Origin of the sequence: Salinisphaera japonica YTM-1 (genome assembly GCF_003788585.1) — a bacterium.
GTDB classification, from domain to species: Bacteria; Pseudomonadota; Gammaproteobacteria; order Nevskiales; family Salinisphaeraceae; genus Salinisphaera; species Salinisphaera japonica.
This window is the reverse complement of the sequence record NZ_AYKG01000012.1, coordinates 1-14,695: the sequence shown is the minus strand read 5'-3', so window position 1 is coordinate 14,695 and position 14,695 is coordinate 1. Positions and strand designations below refer to the sequence as shown.

At 61.4% G+C, this 14,695-nt stretch carries 16 protein-coding genes; 6 read left to right on the top strand and 10 right to left on the bottom strand.

Going from position 1 to position 14,695, the window contains the following annotated elements; translation table 11 throughout:
- Window positions 1-18: 18 nt before the first annotated feature.
- The 5 genes from nuoF to SAJA_RS04765 are packed head-to-tail and all read right to left on the bottom strand — an operon-like array spanning window position 19 to window position 4,693.
- A complete protein-coding gene (gene nuoF / locus SAJA_RS04785) occupies window positions 19-1,338 on the bottom strand; it encodes an NADH-quinone oxidoreductase subunit NuoF (protein ID WP_123657529.1) in 1,320 nt (439 codons plus the stop codon).
- Window positions 1,338-1,808 carry an NADH-quinone oxidoreductase subunit NuoE gene (gene nuoE, locus SAJA_RS04780; RefSeq protein ID WP_123657528.1) on the bottom strand — a complete coding sequence of 157 codons (471 nt, stop codon included), beginning with the start codon at window positions 1,806-1,808 and terminating at the stop codon, window positions 1,338-1,340. Before nuoE ends, nuoF begins: the two co-directional genes overlap by 1 nt.
- A complete protein-coding gene (nuoC, locus tag SAJA_RS04775; protein WP_123657527.1) occupies window positions 1,805-3,553 on the bottom strand; it encodes an NADH-quinone oxidoreductase subunit C/D in 1,749 nt (582 codons plus the stop codon). The genes nuoE and nuoC overlap by 4 nt, the downstream gene beginning before the upstream one ends.
- A gap of 4 nt (window positions 3,554-3,557) precedes the next feature.
- Window positions 3,558-4,211, bottom strand: coding sequence for an NADH-quinone oxidoreductase subunit B (locus tag SAJA_RS04770; protein WP_123657526.1), 654 nt, complete (start codon window positions 4,209-4,211; stop codon window positions 3,558-3,560).
- A gap of 29 nt (window positions 4,212-4,240) precedes the next feature.
- Window positions 4,241-4,693, bottom strand: coding sequence for an NADH-quinone oxidoreductase subunit A (locus tag SAJA_RS04765; RefSeq protein ID WP_123657525.1), 453 nt, complete (start codon window positions 4,691-4,693; stop codon window positions 4,241-4,243).
- Window positions 4,694-4,982: 289 nt separating this feature from the next.
- Here SAJA_RS04765 and SAJA_RS04760 point away from each other — a divergent pair, with 289 nt between their 5' ends.
- Window positions 4,983-6,914: an aconitate hydratase gene (locus tag SAJA_RS04760; protein WP_123657524.1), complete on the top strand. Its 1,932-nt coding sequence runs from the start codon at window positions 4,983-4,985 to the stop codon at window positions 6,912-6,914.
- Window positions 6,915-7,038: 124 nt separating this feature from the next.
- Window positions 7,039-7,650: a class I SAM-dependent methyltransferase gene (locus SAJA_RS04755; protein WP_123657523.1), complete on the top strand. Its 612-nt coding sequence runs from the start codon at window positions 7,039-7,041 to the stop codon at window positions 7,648-7,650.
- 746 nt (window positions 7,651-8,396) lie between these two features.
- Here the strand turns inward: SAJA_RS04755 and SAJA_RS04750 are convergent.
- On the bottom strand, window positions 8,397-9,269 hold the full coding sequence (locus tag SAJA_RS04750) for an AEC family transporter (RefSeq protein ID WP_123657522.1): 873 nt from the start codon (window positions 9,267-9,269) through the stop codon (window positions 8,397-8,399).
- 115 nt (window positions 9,270-9,384) lie between these two features.
- Here SAJA_RS04750 and hmuQ point away from each other — a divergent pair, with 115 nt between their 5' ends.
- On the top strand, window positions 9,385-9,687 hold the full coding sequence (gene hmuQ / locus SAJA_RS04745) for a heme-degrading protein HmuQ (RefSeq protein ID WP_123657521.1): 303 nt from the start codon (window positions 9,385-9,387) through the stop codon (window positions 9,685-9,687).
- Here the strand turns inward: hmuQ and SAJA_RS04740 are convergent.
- Complete coding sequence (locus tag SAJA_RS04740) at window positions 9,684-10,565, bottom strand: DNA ligase (protein ID WP_123657520.1); 882 nt, start codon at window positions 10,563-10,565, stop codon at window positions 9,684-9,686. The two genes, hmuQ and SAJA_RS04740, sit on opposite strands and share 4 nt — an antisense overlap.
- A 79-nt stretch (window positions 10,566-10,644) precedes the next feature.
- On the opposite strand from SAJA_RS04740, the gene SAJA_RS04735 reads away from it, so the two are divergent.
- The gene (locus tag SAJA_RS04735) at window positions 10,645-11,535 is read left to right on the top strand and encodes a polysaccharide deacetylase family protein (protein ID WP_123657519.1); all 891 of its coding nucleotides are present in this window, start codon (window positions 10,645-10,647) and stop codon (window positions 11,533-11,535) included.
- Here the strand turns inward: SAJA_RS04735 and SAJA_RS04730 are convergent.
- On the bottom strand, window positions 11,532-11,882 hold the full coding sequence (locus tag SAJA_RS04730) for a hypothetical protein (protein WP_123657518.1): 351 nt from the start codon (window positions 11,880-11,882) through the stop codon (window positions 11,532-11,534). The two genes, SAJA_RS04735 and SAJA_RS04730, sit on opposite strands and share 4 nt — an antisense overlap.
- Before the next feature lie 216 nt (window positions 11,883-12,098).
- Here SAJA_RS04730 and SAJA_RS04725 point away from each other — a divergent pair, with 216 nt between their 5' ends.
- Window positions 12,099-13,058, top strand: coding sequence for an ABC transporter substrate-binding protein (locus tag SAJA_RS04725; RefSeq protein ID WP_123657517.1), 960 nt, complete (start codon window positions 12,099-12,101; stop codon window positions 13,056-13,058).
- A 74-nt stretch (window positions 13,059-13,132) separates the two neighbouring features.
- Here SAJA_RS04725 and msrA read toward each other — a convergent pair whose 3' ends face one another.
- Together msrA and msrB are read right to left on the bottom strand one after the other, a co-directional pair.
- On the bottom strand, window positions 13,133-13,642 hold the full coding sequence (msrA, locus tag SAJA_RS04720) for a peptide-methionine (S)-S-oxide reductase MsrA (RefSeq protein ID WP_123657516.1): 510 nt from the start codon (window positions 13,640-13,642) through the stop codon (window positions 13,133-13,135).
- Window positions 13,639-14,085: a peptide-methionine (R)-S-oxide reductase MsrB gene (msrB, locus tag SAJA_RS04715; protein WP_123657515.1), complete on the bottom strand. Its 447-nt coding sequence runs from the start codon at window positions 14,083-14,085 to the stop codon at window positions 13,639-13,641. Before msrB ends, msrA begins: the two co-directional genes overlap by 4 nt.
- A 243-nt stretch (window positions 14,086-14,328) precedes the next feature.
- Here msrB and SAJA_RS04710 point away from each other — a divergent pair, with 243 nt between their 5' ends.
- On the top strand, window positions 14,329-14,640 hold the full coding sequence (locus SAJA_RS04710) for a hypothetical protein (RefSeq protein ID WP_123657514.1): 312 nt from the start codon (window positions 14,329-14,331) through the stop codon (window positions 14,638-14,640).
- The last annotated feature ends 55 nt before the right edge of the window (window positions 14,641-14,695 follow it).

Below are 14,695 nucleotides of genomic sequence, written 5' to 3'. Positions count from 1 at the left end.
GGCTAAACCGTGTGCTGGTTAAAGAGGGTTGGCGTTGGCGGCCTGGGTCAGCGACAGCGTGGTCGCATCGTCAGGAATCAACGCCGAAAGCTCGTCGCGGTAATACTTGAGGCCGGCCTCGAGCGGGCCCATCGCGCCCGGCGCATGGGCACAGAACGTCTTGCCCGGGCCGAGCAGTTTGACGTGCAGATCCAGAAGCTCGATGTCGCCCGGCTGGCCACGGCCTTCTTCCAGGCCGATGAGCATCTTCTCGACCCACGGCAGCCCGTCGCGACAGGGCGTGCACCAACCACAGGATTCCTGGGCATAGAAATGCTCGAGGTTCTTCAAGACACCAACGATGGGCGTCTGATCATCAAAAACGATCATCGTGGCCGTGCCGAGGCGCGAACCGGCCGCGCCCACGCCGTCGTAGTCCATCGGCGTATCCAGGTGCTCGGGCGTCAGGAACGGCGTGGAGCCGCCGCCGGGCAACAGGCCCTTGAGCTTGCGCCCGTTGCGGATACCGCCGAAGTGTTCGAGCACGTCGCCGAGTTTTACGCCCAGGCCGAACTCGGCCAAACCGGGCTTGGCGACATGGCCGGAGGCACCGAAGATCTTGGTGCCGCCGTCCTTGTTGTGCCCCAACGATTTGTACCATTCGACCCCGTTTTTCACGATATGCGGGACGTTACAGATGGTCTCGACGTTGTTGACCGTCGTCGGCTGGCCGAACAGGCCCGAGGCCGCCGGGAAGGGCGGCTTGTGGCGCGGCACGGCACGACGGCCTTCCAGCGCGGACAGCAGGGCCGATTCCTCACCACAGATATAGCGCCCGGCGCTCATGTGGAGGTAGATCTTCAGGTTGAAGCCCGAGCCCAGGATGTCGTCGCCCAGATAGCCCTTGGCGTGGGCCTCGTCGATGGCCCGTTGCAGGTTTTTCTGGCACTCGACGTACTCGCCGCGGATGAAGACGTACGCCATGTCCGCGCCGATGGCATAGGCCGCGATGATCATGCCCTCGATCAGCTGGTGCGGATCGCCCTCCATGATCATGCGATCCTTGAACGTGCCGGGCTCCATCTCGTCGGCGTTGACCACGAGATAGACATGCTTGGGGCGCTCGTCGGGCCGGTCTTCAAAGCGCGGCATGAACGACCATTTCACGCCGGTCGGAAAACCGGCGCCGCCACGTCCGCGCAGGCCGGCTTCCTTGATCAGCGGGCCGACTTCGGTCGGACCGTAGTCGGACAGCGCTTTATTCAGCGCCTCGTAGCCGCCCTCGTTGATATAGTCATCGATCCAGACCGGGGCACGGTCGTCACGGATACGCTGGGTGAGTACTTTGGTCTGTTCCATTACGGATACTCCGCCAGAATGGCGTCGACGCGTTCCGGGGTCAGCTGATCGTGATAGACCTCGCCGACGCGCATGGCCGGGCCGCGGTCGCAGTCGCCGAGACAACAGATCGGCAGCAGGGTGAAACGACCGTCTTCGGTCGTGCCGCCGAAATCGATGCCGAGCGTGGTCTTCAAATGATCGCGGACCTGTTCATAGCCCACGAGATAACAGGAGATCGAGTCACACAACATGATCACGTGCCGGCCCACGGGCTGGCGGAAGATCAGGTTGTAGAAGGTGGCCACGGCCTCCATCTGGGTGGGGGTGACGCCCACGACCTTGGCCGCGGCTTCCATGGCTTCGTCGGACACCCAGCCGCGATGCTCCTGCACGATCTTGAGTGCCTCGATCGTGGCGGCACCCGGGTCTTCGTAGAGCGTCATCTCGTGCTGGATGTGCTCGATCTCGGTTTGGCTGAGTTCTATCATCGATCCACGTCCGCCATAACAAAATCGATCGAGCCGATGATCGCCACGAGATCGGCCACGAGGCCGCCCTGGGAGATCAACGGAATCTGTTGGAGATGGGCAAAGCTCGGCGTACGGATACGCGTGCGATAGCTCATCGTGTTCTTGTCCGAAATGGAGTAATAGCTGTTCAGGCCCTTGGTGGCCTCAACCATCGTGCACGACTCCATCGCCGGAATGACCGGGCCCCAGCTCACTGTCAGGAAGTGCGCGATCAAGGTCTCGATGTCGTGCATCGTGCGTTCCTTGACCGGGGGCGTGGTCAGGTGATGGTCCGACTTGTACGGGCCTTCGGGCATGTTTTCCATGCACTGACGAATGATCCGACAGCTCTGGAACATTTCCTCGATACGGACATCGAGCCGGTCCATGCAGTCGCCGTTCTTGCCCAGCGGCACCTCGAAGTCGTAGTTCTCGTAGCCGGAATACGGCCGGTCGCGACGCAGGTCGAAATCATAGCCGGTCGCGCGAAGGCCCGGGCCGGTGATGCCCCAGTCCAGTGCCTCGTCTTGGGAATAGGCGCCGATATGCTTGGAGCGTTCGACCAGCACGGCGTTGCGCGCCATGGCTTTCTTGTACTCGGTGAGCCGATCCGGGAACCAGTCCAGGAACTCGCCGACCAGCCGGTCCCAGCCCTTCGGCAGATCCATCGACAGGCCGCCGATCCGGAAGAATGCCGGATGCATACGGAAACCGGTGATGGCCTCGATCACGTCGTAGGCTTTCTGACGATCCGAGAACATCCAGAAGATCGGGCTCATCGCCCCGATATCCTGGACGTAGGTGCCAAAGAACATCAGGTGGCTGGTGATACGGAAGAACTCCGAGAGCATCACGCGGACGCACTTCACGCGCTCGGGCACCTCGATGCCCATGACGCTTTCGATGTTCATCACATAAGGCAGCTCGTTCATCACGCCGCCCAGATAATCCACCCGGTCGGTATACGGAATATAGGTATGCCAGGACTGGCGCTCGGCCATCTTCTCGGCACCGCGATGGTGATAACCGATATCCGGCACCGCGCCCACGATCTCTTCGCCGTCGAGCTGCAGCACGATACGAAACACACCGTGGACCGAGGGGTGGTTCGGGCCCATGTTGAGGAACATGAACTCGTTATCCTCGGAGGCGCGCTCCATGCCCCAGTCCTCGGGCTTGAACTGCAGCGCGTCTTCCTCGATGTCCTGACGCTTGGGGTCCAGATGCAGCGGCTCGAACTCGGTCGCACGGGCCGAGTGATCCTTGCGCAGCGGATGCCCCTGCCAGGTGGGCGGCATGATGATGCGCCGCAGGTTCGGGTGCCCGTCGAAGACGATGCCGAACATGTCCCAGACTTCGCGCTCGTACCAGTTGGCGTTGGGCCAGACGGTCGTCGCGGTCGGCAGATGCAGGTCATCCTCGAGCAGGGCGACTTTCAGGCGCACCTCGGCGACCGGCTTCAACGACAATAGGTGATAGACCACCGTGAAGTCGGAATCCGGCTGGCCGGGGCGGTTGTGACGCGCGCGCTCGTCGATGGCCGTCAGGTCATAGAGCATCCGATAGGCCGGCGTCGACTCGGCCCGTAGATAGCGAAGCACCTCGATGATCTCGTCGCGGCCGACCCAGAGTGTGGGAATACCGTCGGCGGTGATCTGAATCGTGAAATGATCCCGGCCGAAGCGCTCGAACAGCTGCTCCTGAATATGCGTGGTGTCGAGCATGTGATCAGACCTCGTCGGGCGAGCGCAGGGTCGTGGCCGACAGGCGCTCGGTGCGCTTGGTGTCACGCTGCGACAGCTTCGGCGCCCGGGTCACGCCCTGCGGCCCGATCATCCAGGACAGCGGGCGTTTCTCCGATGAAATCGATTCCTGTAACAGCAAAAGACCTTCCAGGAACGCCTCGGGCCGCGGTGGGCAGCCCGAGACATAGACATCCACCGGGATGAATTTGTCCACGCCCTGCACGACGGAATAGATGTCATACATGCCGCCCGAATTGGCACAGGAGCCCATCGAAATCACCCAGCGGGGTTCCATCATCTGCTCATAGAGCCGCTGGATTACCGGGGCCATTTTCAGAAAACAGGTGCCGGCCACGATCATCACGTCCGACTGACGCGGTGTGGCACGGATAACCTCCGAGCCAAAGCGCGCCATGTCGTGCGGGGCGGTCAGGGCGGTGGCCATTTCCACGTAACAGCACGAGAGGCCGAAGTTGAACGGCCAGAGCGAGTTCTTGCGCCCCCAGGCGATCATGTCGTCCAGCTTTGCCGTGACGACGTTACGGGCCATCGCATCCTCGATGGTACCGCCATCATCGCCGGGCGTGCCCGAGCCGGGTGTGGGATTCTTGTCAGCGCTGGTAAGAGACCAAGCCATGGCTTGCTACCGTTTGATGCAAATGAGGATTACGAAGTCTGCTCGCTGGGCAGATTACGCTGCTGGTTGGATTCGATCGCGTCCAGGCGCAGCTGGCGGGGCGCGCGTGGCGACCAGTCCAGGGCGCCGATCTTCCAGGCATAGGCAAAGCCCAGCGTCAGATCGAACAAGAACGTTAGAAACGCCTCGTAGCCGACCCAGCCCAGATCGCGTGCTGAGATGGCCCAGGAGAAAATGAACACGATTTCCAGATCGAACAACACGAAGATGATCGCAACCAGATAGAACTTCGCCGAGAACTTGGTGCGTGCGCTGCCGGTGGGCTTGATGCCCGACTCGTAGGGCTGGTTGCCCAAACGATTGTCGTGGCGTCCGCCCAGTACATAGGACAGGCCCAGCATGACGGTGACTAGGCCAAGCGCTGCCACCAAGAAGAGAATCAGCGGCCAGATCACGACGGTGTGTTGCACAGCGGGTTCCATAACTCTGTCTATCCTACGCGACGCACGGGCTGCGGATGCAGACGATTGCCAAGGCGGTGGCTGTATTCTACAAGGAAATAGCCAGGCCGGTCGCCTCCTGAATCCTCGTATCGTGCGAAGCAAAAATAGCCCAATTCAGGGGCGACTGGCGAATGTTTGTTGCCACCGTGCGGTATTTCGACGTGGCAGATGCGAGTGATTCGCAATCAGCGCGCAAGCCATGTTGCGGTGCTTTCTAATCGGCCGGCCGACAGGCTAGAGTGAGGCAATCGCTCATGAGGAGTCGGCTATGGCCCAGAACGTTGCACAAAAGCTAATCGAATCGCATCTCGTGGACGGGGAGATGACCCCGGGCAAAGAGATCGCGCTGAAAATCGATCAGACACTGACCCAGGATGCGACGGGCACACTGGTCATGCTCGAGCTGGAGGCGATGAAGCTCGATCGTGTGAAGACCGAAATATCGGCCCAATACGTCGATCACAACCTGATTCAGGAAGACCACAAGAACCCGGACGATCATCTGTTCCTGCAGTCGGCCTGCGAGCGCTTCGGCGTGTACTACTCGCGCCCGGGCAACGGTATTTCCCATGCCGTGCATATGGAGCGCTTCGGTCGGCCGGGCAAGACGCTGCTGGGCTCGGACAGCCACACGCCGGCCGCGGGCTCGATGGGCATGCTGGCCATCGGCGCCGGCGGGCTGGAAGTGGCCCTGGCCATGGCCGGCGAGCCGCTCTACACCAAGATGCCCAAGGTCTTTGGTATCAAGCTCACGGGCAAGCTGCCTGATTGGGTTTCGGCCAAGGACGTGGTGCTGGAAATGCTGCGTCGGCACGGCGTGTCCGGCGGCGTGGGCAAGGTCATCGAATACTACGGCCCGGGCCTGGCCGAGCTCGAAGCCATGGATCGGCACGTCATCGCCAACATGGGCGCTGAGCTGGGCGCGACCACCACGGTCTTTCCCGCTGATGACGAGATCCAGCGCTTTCTCAAGTCTCAGGATCGCGGCGACGAATACGAAGAACTGGTCGCCGACGAAGGCTGTGAATACGACGAGCACGACGAGATCGATCTGTCCACGCTCGTGCCCCTGATTGCCAAGCCCACCTCGCCGGGCAACGTGGTGCCGGTCGAAGAGGTCGCCGGCGACGAGCTCTACCAGGCGTATATCGGCTCGTCGGCCAACCCCGGCTATCGTGATTTCGCCGTGGCGGCCGAGATGATGCGCGGCCGCACGGCCTCCAAGCATGTCTCGTTCGACGTGAACCCGTCCTCGCGGGCGATGCTCCAGACGCTGGCACGCGATGACCGCTTGGGTGTGTTGATCGGCTCGGGCGCGCGTATTCACCAGGCCGGCTGCAACGGCTGTATCGGCATGGGCCAGGCCCCGGCACACGGGCGCAACAGCCTGCGCACCACGCCGCGCAACTTCCCGGGCCGTTCGGGCACGAAAGAGGATTCGGTCTTTCTCTGTTCGCCGGAAACGGCCGTGGCCAGCGCGCTGATGGGAAAAATCACCGACCCACGCACGCTGGACTTTGATTATCCCAAGGTCAGCAATCCGGACGATCCCATCGTCAACGAAGACATGCTCGAGCCGCCGCTGGATATCGAGAAAGCGCGCAAGGTCGAGCTGGTCAAAGGGCCGAACATTGCCTCGCTGCCGGACTTCGAAGGCTTGCCGGATGAATTTGATCTGCCGGTGCTGCTCAAGGTCGGCGACGATATCTCGACCGACGAGATCATGCGTGCCGGTGCCGAAGTGCTGCCGTTTCGATCCAACATTCCCGAGATCGCCAAGTTCGTCTACGACGGCGTGGATGCCGAATATCCGGATCGGGCCAAGGACACCGGCGATCACGCAATCATCGGCGGTTCCAATTACGGCCAGGGCAGCTCGCGAGAGCATGCGGCGATTGCCCCGCGCTATCTCGGTCTACGAGTGGTCATCGCCAAGGACTATGCCCGTATCCACTGGCAGAACCTGGTCAACTTTGGAATCCTGCCGCTGACGTTCGACAACGCGGACGATCACGACCAGCTCAAGCAGGGTGCCAAGCTGCGTGTTAGTGGCCTGCATGAGGCGCTGGAAGCCGGCACGGATATCAAGGTCGAGACCGAGGACGGGGGCAGGATCGCGTGCAAGCATGCGCTGTCGTCGCGCCAGATCGAGATTCTTCTGGCCGGTGGCCTGATCAACTGGATGCGCGACAAGGCATAACCATCGCAAGGCGTGTCCTGACGGCCGCACCGTGTCGCATCACGGTGCGGCCGTTTTTGTAAGACACGACGGTTCGGCGTATCCTTTCGCGCTGCACCGTTCTAGCCTGCTTCCGGTACGTCTCATGGATGAACGTTCAGTCGTCACTGCCTATCGCCGCCTGTCTGGCACCTACGATCGATTCTTCGGTCCGGTGTTCGAGCAGGGACGCCAAGTCGCGATCGAAAAGATGGGCTGTCAGGCCGGCGATCGAGTGCTCGAGGTCGGTGTTGGCACCGGGCTGTCGCTGACGCAATACGCCGAAGGCGTGGAAGTCGTTGGCATCGACGTGTCGCCGGACATGCTTGAGCACGCGCGCGAGCGTTTGAGCGAGGAACAGCGCAGTCGCATCACGCTTACCGAAATGGACGCTCAAGCCGTTGATTACCCGGACGACAGCTTCGATAAAGTCGTTGCTATGTACGTGGTATCGGTTGCACCCGACCCGAAGAAAGTGGTCGATGAAATGAAGCGCGTCTGCAAGCCGGGCGGCGAGCTGTTCATCGTCAACCACTTCAGCCAGAAAGGCCCCATGGCCAAGCTCGAACGTCTGGCTTCGCCACTGTCCAAGCTCGTGGGCTTTCGTCCCTCCTTCCCGCTGGACGATTTTCTGGCCATGGCTGATCTCGAAGTCATCGATACCCAGAACGTCAACGCCTTCGGCTACTGGACCCTGATCCACGCGCGCAATTCATAGGCTTTGTTTCTTGAAGTCAGTCCGCAAATGGACGCGAATAAGCGCAAATGGCGGGCTGTTTCTGGGGCGGTTAGTGGCCGGGGCGCCACTGCTCTCGGGGCTTCGTTCTTTAAGGCTATCCGCAGATGGACGCCGAAGACGCAGATGATGGCGGATAGGACTCGGCAGCGTTTGTGGCTCCGGGCGCCACGCCTTTTGATGGCTGTCTTCCTTGTGGAGTTATCCGCAGATTTCACCGATTACGCAGATTGGCGGTCGATTAAAAATGGTGTTGACCGATTCGGGCGCCGCCAATCCTGCTGTCTTTGTTCTTTGTTCTTTGTTCTTTGAACACGATTTAGGGAAAAGCGCCTGCCCTGAATATTCGGCCATGCATCTAGCCGGTAATCCAAACGGCCCACCAAGCCCACATCTGCGCAATCGGCGTCTATCTGCGGATAGCCTTAAAGAACGAAGCCGAGAAAAAGCAGCAACGCCCCGAGCGGATAGCGCCAACGAACCAGCCCGCCATTCGCGCTTATTCGCGCCCATTAGCGGACTGTCTCCAAGGACCGCAGCCCTTAAAATCGTGGCGCCTTGAGTGATCAACACCACCCGACGCTATCCGCCATCTGCGTAATCTGTGTCCATCTGCGGATAGCCTTAAAGAACGAAGCCAAAAAAGGCAGCGGCGCCTCAAGCCTATAGCGCCAACAACCCAATTCGCCATTCGCGGTAATTCGCGTTCATTTGCGGACCAACAGCCCTTAAAGAACGAATCCCAAGGTCAGCGGAATCGTCACAAGAGCGATGACGTGGCCCACCGCCACGATGGCGGCGACCTGGGGCGGGTCGACATCGTATTGCTCGGCCAGCATGTAGTTGAGCACCGCTGGCGGCATGACGCCGAAGATGATGATGAGTGCCGTCAGCGTGGGCGCGGGTTCAACCAGCCAGACGAAGGGCAAGGCGATGACCAGGCCGGCGATCGGTGCGGCCAGTCCGCCGACCAGCCCCGCTTGCCACTGGCCCTTGGCCCCGGCGGACAGGCGCACGCCGAGTGCGACGAGCATCAATGGAATGGATACCTCGCCCAGCATCTTGATGGCGGGCTGGATCATGTCGGGCGCATGCCAGCCGGCCATCATGCAGACAAGGCCGGCCACGGTGGCCAGAATCATCGGGTTGGTCGCCAGGCGCTTGGGCGACATGCGTTCGCCCAGAATCCATAGCCCCAATGTGAACTGCAAGGTGTTTTCCACCACCATGAGCACGACCATCAGGGCCAGACCCTCGGCGCCGAAGGCCAGGTGGGCGAGCGGCAGGCCCAGATTGCCGCAGTTGGGAAACATCAGCGGTGGCACATAGACCGCGGCCCGTCGTTTTGTCAGACGAGCCCAGGCCAGGCCCACGGCCCCGGCACCAAAAACCACGATGGCGGCTGCGAACGCGGCCATGCCCAGCGGCAGGCGCCCGCCTGCCTCCTCGGTCAGCGCATAGAAGATCAGTGCCGGCGTGAAGATCGTGATGTTGAGCGCGTTGGCCTCGCGCACGTCCGGGGCTCGCAGCCGGCCATAGACGAAGCCGACAGCAATAACGCCGAACACCGGCACGATGATCTCGAGAATACGAAGCAGCACGTCGAACCCTCTAGCAAGCCCTCGCACAGGACCGGGGCGCGTATTGTACGGTGGAACCGGTTCCGATGCGCCTCCGTTACACTGACCGCGTGATTCTCAAACCCGCTATCGCTGTATGTATATCGCCATGAATCGGTTCCGTATCCGCCCTGGCCACGAGGCCGAGTTTCTAGAGGTCTGGCGCAATCGGGATTCGCATCTGGACGGCGTGCCCGGTTTCAAGCAGTTCAATATGCTCCAGGGCCCGACCACCGATGAGCACACGCTTTTCGTTTCCCACACCACCTGGGAATCCAAGGATGCGTTCACGGCCTGGACCCAGTCCGAGGCGTTTCGCAAGGCACACGCCGGGGCTGGCGGCTCGCGCGAGATGTATCTGGGCCCGCCGCAGTTCGAGGGCTTCGAGATACAGATCTAGTCAGCGTCGCTGACCTCTGGCGGCGGGCCGCCCGGGCGTCGGTGCAGAAATCGTGCGAACCGGGGCAGGCCCGTGGCCGTACGGCCACTGAAGCCGTAGGTGATCCAGTCGCCGATGGCCGGCGGGTCGGCGCGCTGGTCGTCGGTGAAGCCCGTGCCGATGGCAAACGTACGCCCGCCGGGTGTTCTGACATCGAGAGAGCCCATCAACCCGGCCAGCCGGCCGCTGCCCGGGTTGATGCCAACGACCATGGCTTCAGCGTCTTGGAAAGGCTTGAGTTTGATCAGCCCCGCATGCCGGCCGGCGACATAGCCCCGATCGGCGCGGCGCAGAATCAGCCCTTCGCCGCCCCGGGCCACGATACGATCCAGACGCGCCATGAGCGCTTGCTTATCGCCCACCCGTGTCTGCTTCACGTGGCGTACCCACGGCTGGTCGATACGCGTGATCAGACGCGCGAGCGCTATCTGGCGGGCAGTAAAGTCGCCTGTGTGCTCGGGCAGATCGAAAACCTGATAACTCACGTCACGCCAGGCCGCATCATCCGGCTCGGCGGTACGTACGATCGCCGAGGCGATCGAAAAGTGCCCGCGTCCGGCCCACAACTCACCGTCGAGTGCCCGCTCGGGCCAGCCCGCGGTGAACCAGGCCGGCAGATCGATCACCGTGCCGGCGCGGGTGCGCATCGTGTCGCCGTCCCAGTAGCCCCGGACCCCGTCGTATTTCTCGGACACCCAGTATTTCGAGACATCCAGGCTTTCGTCGTAGACGTCGGCCAGCGCGACTTCGGGTGGCGGGGCAGCCCGGGCCTGGGCAGAGACAACGAGCGCAAGCGTTATCCAGAATAGCCCGTGTAGACCATGCCAAGTACGGCGCATTGTCGATCCCCCAATCGATCGCTTCGTTGTCTCGATCCTATCGAATAGACTGAACAGTAAACACCTGTAGACCCCAGTCATGACACTCGAACTGGATCATCATCATCGTTATCCCTATCGCCCGATCACGGAGCGGCCCGATTTCGAATGGCCCGAGGGCAAGCGCCTGGCCGTACACATCGGCCTGAACTTCGAGCATTTCCACTTCGGCCACGGTTATGGCCCCGCGCTGGTGCCCGGCCGGCACGAGCCGGACGTGCTCAACTATGCCTGGCGCGATTACGGCAACCGCGTGGGGGCCTGGCGCATGCTGGAGATGTTCGAGTCACTCGGGTTTCCGGTCGGGCTGATCGTCAATTCCACGATCGCCGATTACTGCCCGGAACTGATCCAGGCCTATCGCGCGCGGCTGTCGAGTGAGTTGATCGCCCACGGCCGCACCAATAGCGAATCCCAGAACGAGTTCGACGAGGCCGGCGAGGCCGCGCTCATCGCTGAATCACGCGATCACTTGCTGGATGTGTTCGGCGAGCGGCCGGTGGGTTGGCTGGGGCCGTGGATCGCCCAGAGCGCGCGCACCCCGGACCTGCTGGCCGAGGCCGGCTTTGTCTATCACATGGATTGGGCCCATGACGACCAGCCGGTGTGGATGGCCACCCGTGGCAATGGCTCGATCCTGTCAGTGCCTTATCCGCAGGAGATCAACGATATCCCGGCGATCGTGCCGCACCGCGGCGATCATCGTGAATTCGAGGCACGTATCGTCGATCAATTCGATGAAATGCTGGCGCAATCGAAGCGCCAATCGCTGGTCATGGGCATCGCGCTGCATCCCTACATCATGGGCCAGCCGTTTCGCATTCGCAGCCTGCGACGCGCGCTGAGCCATATCGCCGCGCATCGAGACGATATCTGGTTGACCACCGCCGGGGCGATCGCCGACCACTACGCCGGTGTGTGCCCTGGTTAGCAGGCCGCGCCAAGCCAGCGGGCAATCAAGGTGCCGTTGAGGCCGCCGTAGATGACGTGCAGCACGAATGTGAGCACGAGATATTTGATGGTCTGGCCGAGAAGCAACGGGGCCTCGGCCGATAGTGCGTGGCCCGGGGCGCCGAAACCGAAAAAGCCCAGGCCAATGCTCGGGCCGGCCACGACCATCAACAACAGCCATTGCACCAGTGCCAGGCCAATGCCGTTGAGCGGATTGATGCCGCGCCCGAACAGCAGATAGAGCACGGCCGCGCCGACAAAGCCCACGCCGAAGTGCAGCACCAGTGCCAGCGGCGTGGGTGGCAAGCCCAGGGCATACAAGAACACGGCCGACGGCGCCGGCTTTTACGATATTCATGTGTCATGCGGGTTGAAGCTATGACGCCAGATGCGCTCGTAAGCCAGCGTGTTGCCAACGCTCATGTCGATGCATGATGCGCGCCAAACGCGATCGACCTTGCGTATGATTTAGGGCGTGTTGAGGTTTCATACCAGCGCCGCGTTGGCGCGGGGTGCCAACCATTGATTTACGGGGGAGACGATATGTTCAATCAATTACGACGCAGCTTGATGGTTACAGCTGGCGTGGCGGTTCTGGCGTTGGGCCTTGCGGCCGGCCCGGCCCAGGCGCAGACGGGGGCCGACAGCACGCAAACCGTGCGTTTTGCCTCGGCGCCGTGGCCCGGCGTAACGGTCAAGACCACGGTCGCCCAGACCGTGTTGGAGGCGATCGGTTACGAGACTGATTTGACCAACGCCAGCTGGACGATCGCGCTCCAGGGCGTGGTCCGCGGGGATATCGATGCCGATCTGGGCATCTGGATGCCGACCCAGAAATCCACGGTGCAGCCGCTGGTGGATGCCGGCAAGATCGATCTGCTGGTCAAGAACGTGCCCGATGCCCAGTACGATCTCGTCGTGCCGGGTTATGTCTGGGACGCCGGGATTCACAGCATCGGTGATCTGAATGCCCGGGCCGAGAGGTTCGATCACCGGATCTATGGTATCGAGGCCGGCAACGATGGCAATCAGATCGTTCAGAACGCCATCGACGACAATGTCTATGACCTGGGCGATTGGGATTTGCGAGCTTCCAGTACCGCCGCGATGCTGGCCGAGGCCGGCCGGGCGATCGACGACAAGCGCTGGATCGTGTTTCTGGGCTGGAAACCGCACTGGATGAACATCAAGTATGACTTGCGTTATCTCGAGGATCCGAAAGAGATATGGGGCGGCGGCTCGTCGGTGTGGACAGCCATCAACCCGGCCTATGCCAAAGCCAATCCCAACGCCACGCGGTTTCTGGAGCAGATGATCGTGCCGTCCAAGATTCAGAGCCAGTGGATCTACGACTATGGCTACGACAAGCAATCGGCCGACGACGTGGCGCGCCGCTGGATTACCGGTCATATGGACCGGGTGGCTCAGTGGCTCGACGGCGTGACCACCGCCGATGGCAAGACCCAGGCACTCGCGGCGTTAAAGAAAGCGATGGCTGAGTAGGTCTGGTCTGACAGCAGCATCAAAAAAGCCGGCGCCTGGACGCCGGCTTTTTCGTGTTCGCCATCAATTACCGATCAGGCGTTTTCGGTACGCCGGGGCAGCACCCAATCCTTGCGCGGGAAATGACAGGTGTAGCCGTGCGGGATGCGCTCCAGATAATCCTGGTGATAATCCTCGGCTTCCCAGAACTCGCCGGCCGGGGCCACCTCGGTCACGACCTTGCCCGGCCAAAGCCCGGAGGCCTCGACGTCGGCGATCGTCTCCTTAGCCACGGCTTTCTGGTCATCGCTTAGATAATAGATCGCCGAGCGATACGACTCGCCCCGGTCGTTGCCTTGTCGGTTCTTCGTCGTTGGGTCATGAATCTGGAAAAAGAATTCCAGCAGACGCCGATAGCTCATGCGGGCATCGTCGTAGACGATCTCGATGGCCTCGGCATGATGGCCGTGATCGCGATAGCACGGGTGCTTCATCGTGCCACCGGAATAACCCACGCGGGTGGCCAGTACGCCGTCCTGCTTGCGGATCAGATCCTGCATGCCCCAGAAGCAGCCGCCGGCCAGAATCGCGCGTTGTTCGCTCATACGTCCTCCACTTGATCGATATAGTCGCCGTAGCCCTCGGCCTGCATATCATCCTTGGCCACGAAGCGCAGCGAGGCCGAGTTGATGCAGTAGCGCAAGCCGCCGCGATCAGCCGGGCCGTCAGGAAAGACATGGCCCAGGTGGCTGTCGCCGTGGGTCGAGCGTACTTCGGTGCGCGTCATGCCAAGCGATGAATCGCTCAGCTCGGCGACGTGGGCCGGCTCGATCGGTTTGGTGAAACTCGGCCAGCCACAGCCGGACTCGTACTTGTCACTCGAGGCGAACAGCGGCTCGCCCGAGACGATATCCACATAGATGCCGGCCTGCTTGTTATCCAGATAAGAACCGGTGCCGGGCCGCTCGGTGCCGTTTTCCTGAGTGACTCGATACTGCTCGGCGGATAGACGAGAGATCGTGTCCTGATCTTTGGTGTAACGCGTCATAACGCCTGTCTGTAAACAACCAATATTCCGTAGATGCCGGCGCGGAACCATGAAATCAAGCCGTGATAGCCGAGTTGTGGCAACAGGCCCTGGGTGTCCGGTGGCTGTCTCTTAATGGGACATGGTCCATCGCACGACGCTATGGAACCGATTCATATTTAGTTTATGGCAATCGCTTGAACTTATCCGATTGGGTGTCACTATATATGCATACGACGAAAGTCTAATACCGGAAGGTTAATGATGAACAAGCAACTGATCTTTTCCACGCTCATCGCCGGCATCATCAGCGTTGGCCTCGCCACGAGTGCGCAGGCCGCTGTGCAGCCCGGCAATTACCAAACGCACGTGCAGTCGGATACAACCCGTATCGACCACACGTCAGAACAACGCGATCGCGCACCGGCTGTCGGTGAATCGCGGATGGCCAATACGCGCGCTCAGCCGACGATCTACCAGGACGGCGTACAGCCGACGACCACCCGTCGCGATATGGCAGCTGCGCCGAAGTCACATCGCAACGAAGTGGCAGTCAACCACGCCAATCGGCGCTAGATACCATCTCGCCCGACTGAAACCAAGCGGCTCACCGAGCGATCTGAGGCTGATA

What these genes read in the sequence shown, in the direction of transcription:
- nuoF (WP_123657529.1), bottom strand. Translation starts at nt 1,338, where the DNA reads ATGGAACAGACCAAAGTACTCACCCAGCGTATCCGTGACGACCGTGCC.
- nuoE (WP_123657528.1), bottom strand. Translation starts at nt 1,808, where the DNA reads ATGATAGAACTCAGCCAAACCGAGATCGAGCACATCCAGCACGAGATG.
- nuoC (WP_123657527.1), bottom strand. Translation starts at nt 3,553, where the DNA reads ATGCTCGACACCACGCATATTCAGGAGCAGCTGTTCGAGCGCTTCGGC.
- SAJA_RS04770 (WP_123657526.1), bottom strand. Translation starts at nt 4,211, where the DNA reads ATGGCTTGGTCTCTTACCAGCGCTGACAAGAATCCCACACCCGGCTCG.
- SAJA_RS04765 (WP_123657525.1), bottom strand. Translation starts at nt 4,693, where the DNA reads ATGGAACCCGCTGTGCAACACACCGTCGTGATCTGGCCGCTGATTCTC.
- SAJA_RS04760 (WP_123657524.1), top strand. Translation starts at nt 4,983, where the DNA reads ATGGCCCAGAACGTTGCACAAAAGCTAATCGAATCGCATCTCGTGGAC.
- SAJA_RS04755 (WP_123657523.1), top strand. Translation starts at nt 7,039, where the DNA reads ATGGATGAACGTTCAGTCGTCACTGCCTATCGCCGCCTGTCTGGCACC.
- hmuQ (WP_123657521.1), top strand. Translation starts at nt 9,385, where the DNA reads ATGTATATCGCCATGAATCGGTTCCGTATCCGCCCTGGCCACGAGGCC.
- SAJA_RS04740 (WP_123657520.1), bottom strand. Translation starts at nt 10,565, where the DNA reads ATGCGCCGTACTTGGCATGGTCTACACGGGCTATTCTGGATAACGCTT.
- SAJA_RS04735 (WP_123657519.1), top strand. Translation starts at nt 10,645, where the DNA reads ATGACACTCGAACTGGATCATCATCATCGTTATCCCTATCGCCCGATC.
- SAJA_RS04725 (WP_123657517.1), top strand. Translation starts at nt 12,099, where the DNA reads ATGTTCAATCAATTACGACGCAGCTTGATGGTTACAGCTGGCGTGGCG.
- msrA (WP_123657516.1), bottom strand. Translation starts at nt 13,642, where the DNA reads ATGAGCGAACAACGCGCGATTCTGGCCGGCGGCTGCTTCTGGGGCATG.
- msrB (WP_123657515.1), bottom strand. Translation starts at nt 14,085, where the DNA reads ATGACGCGTTACACCAAAGATCAGGACACGATCTCTCGTCTATCCGCC.
- SAJA_RS04710 (WP_123657514.1), top strand. Translation starts at nt 14,329, where the DNA reads ATGAACAAGCAACTGATCTTTTCCACGCTCATCGCCGGCATCATCAGC.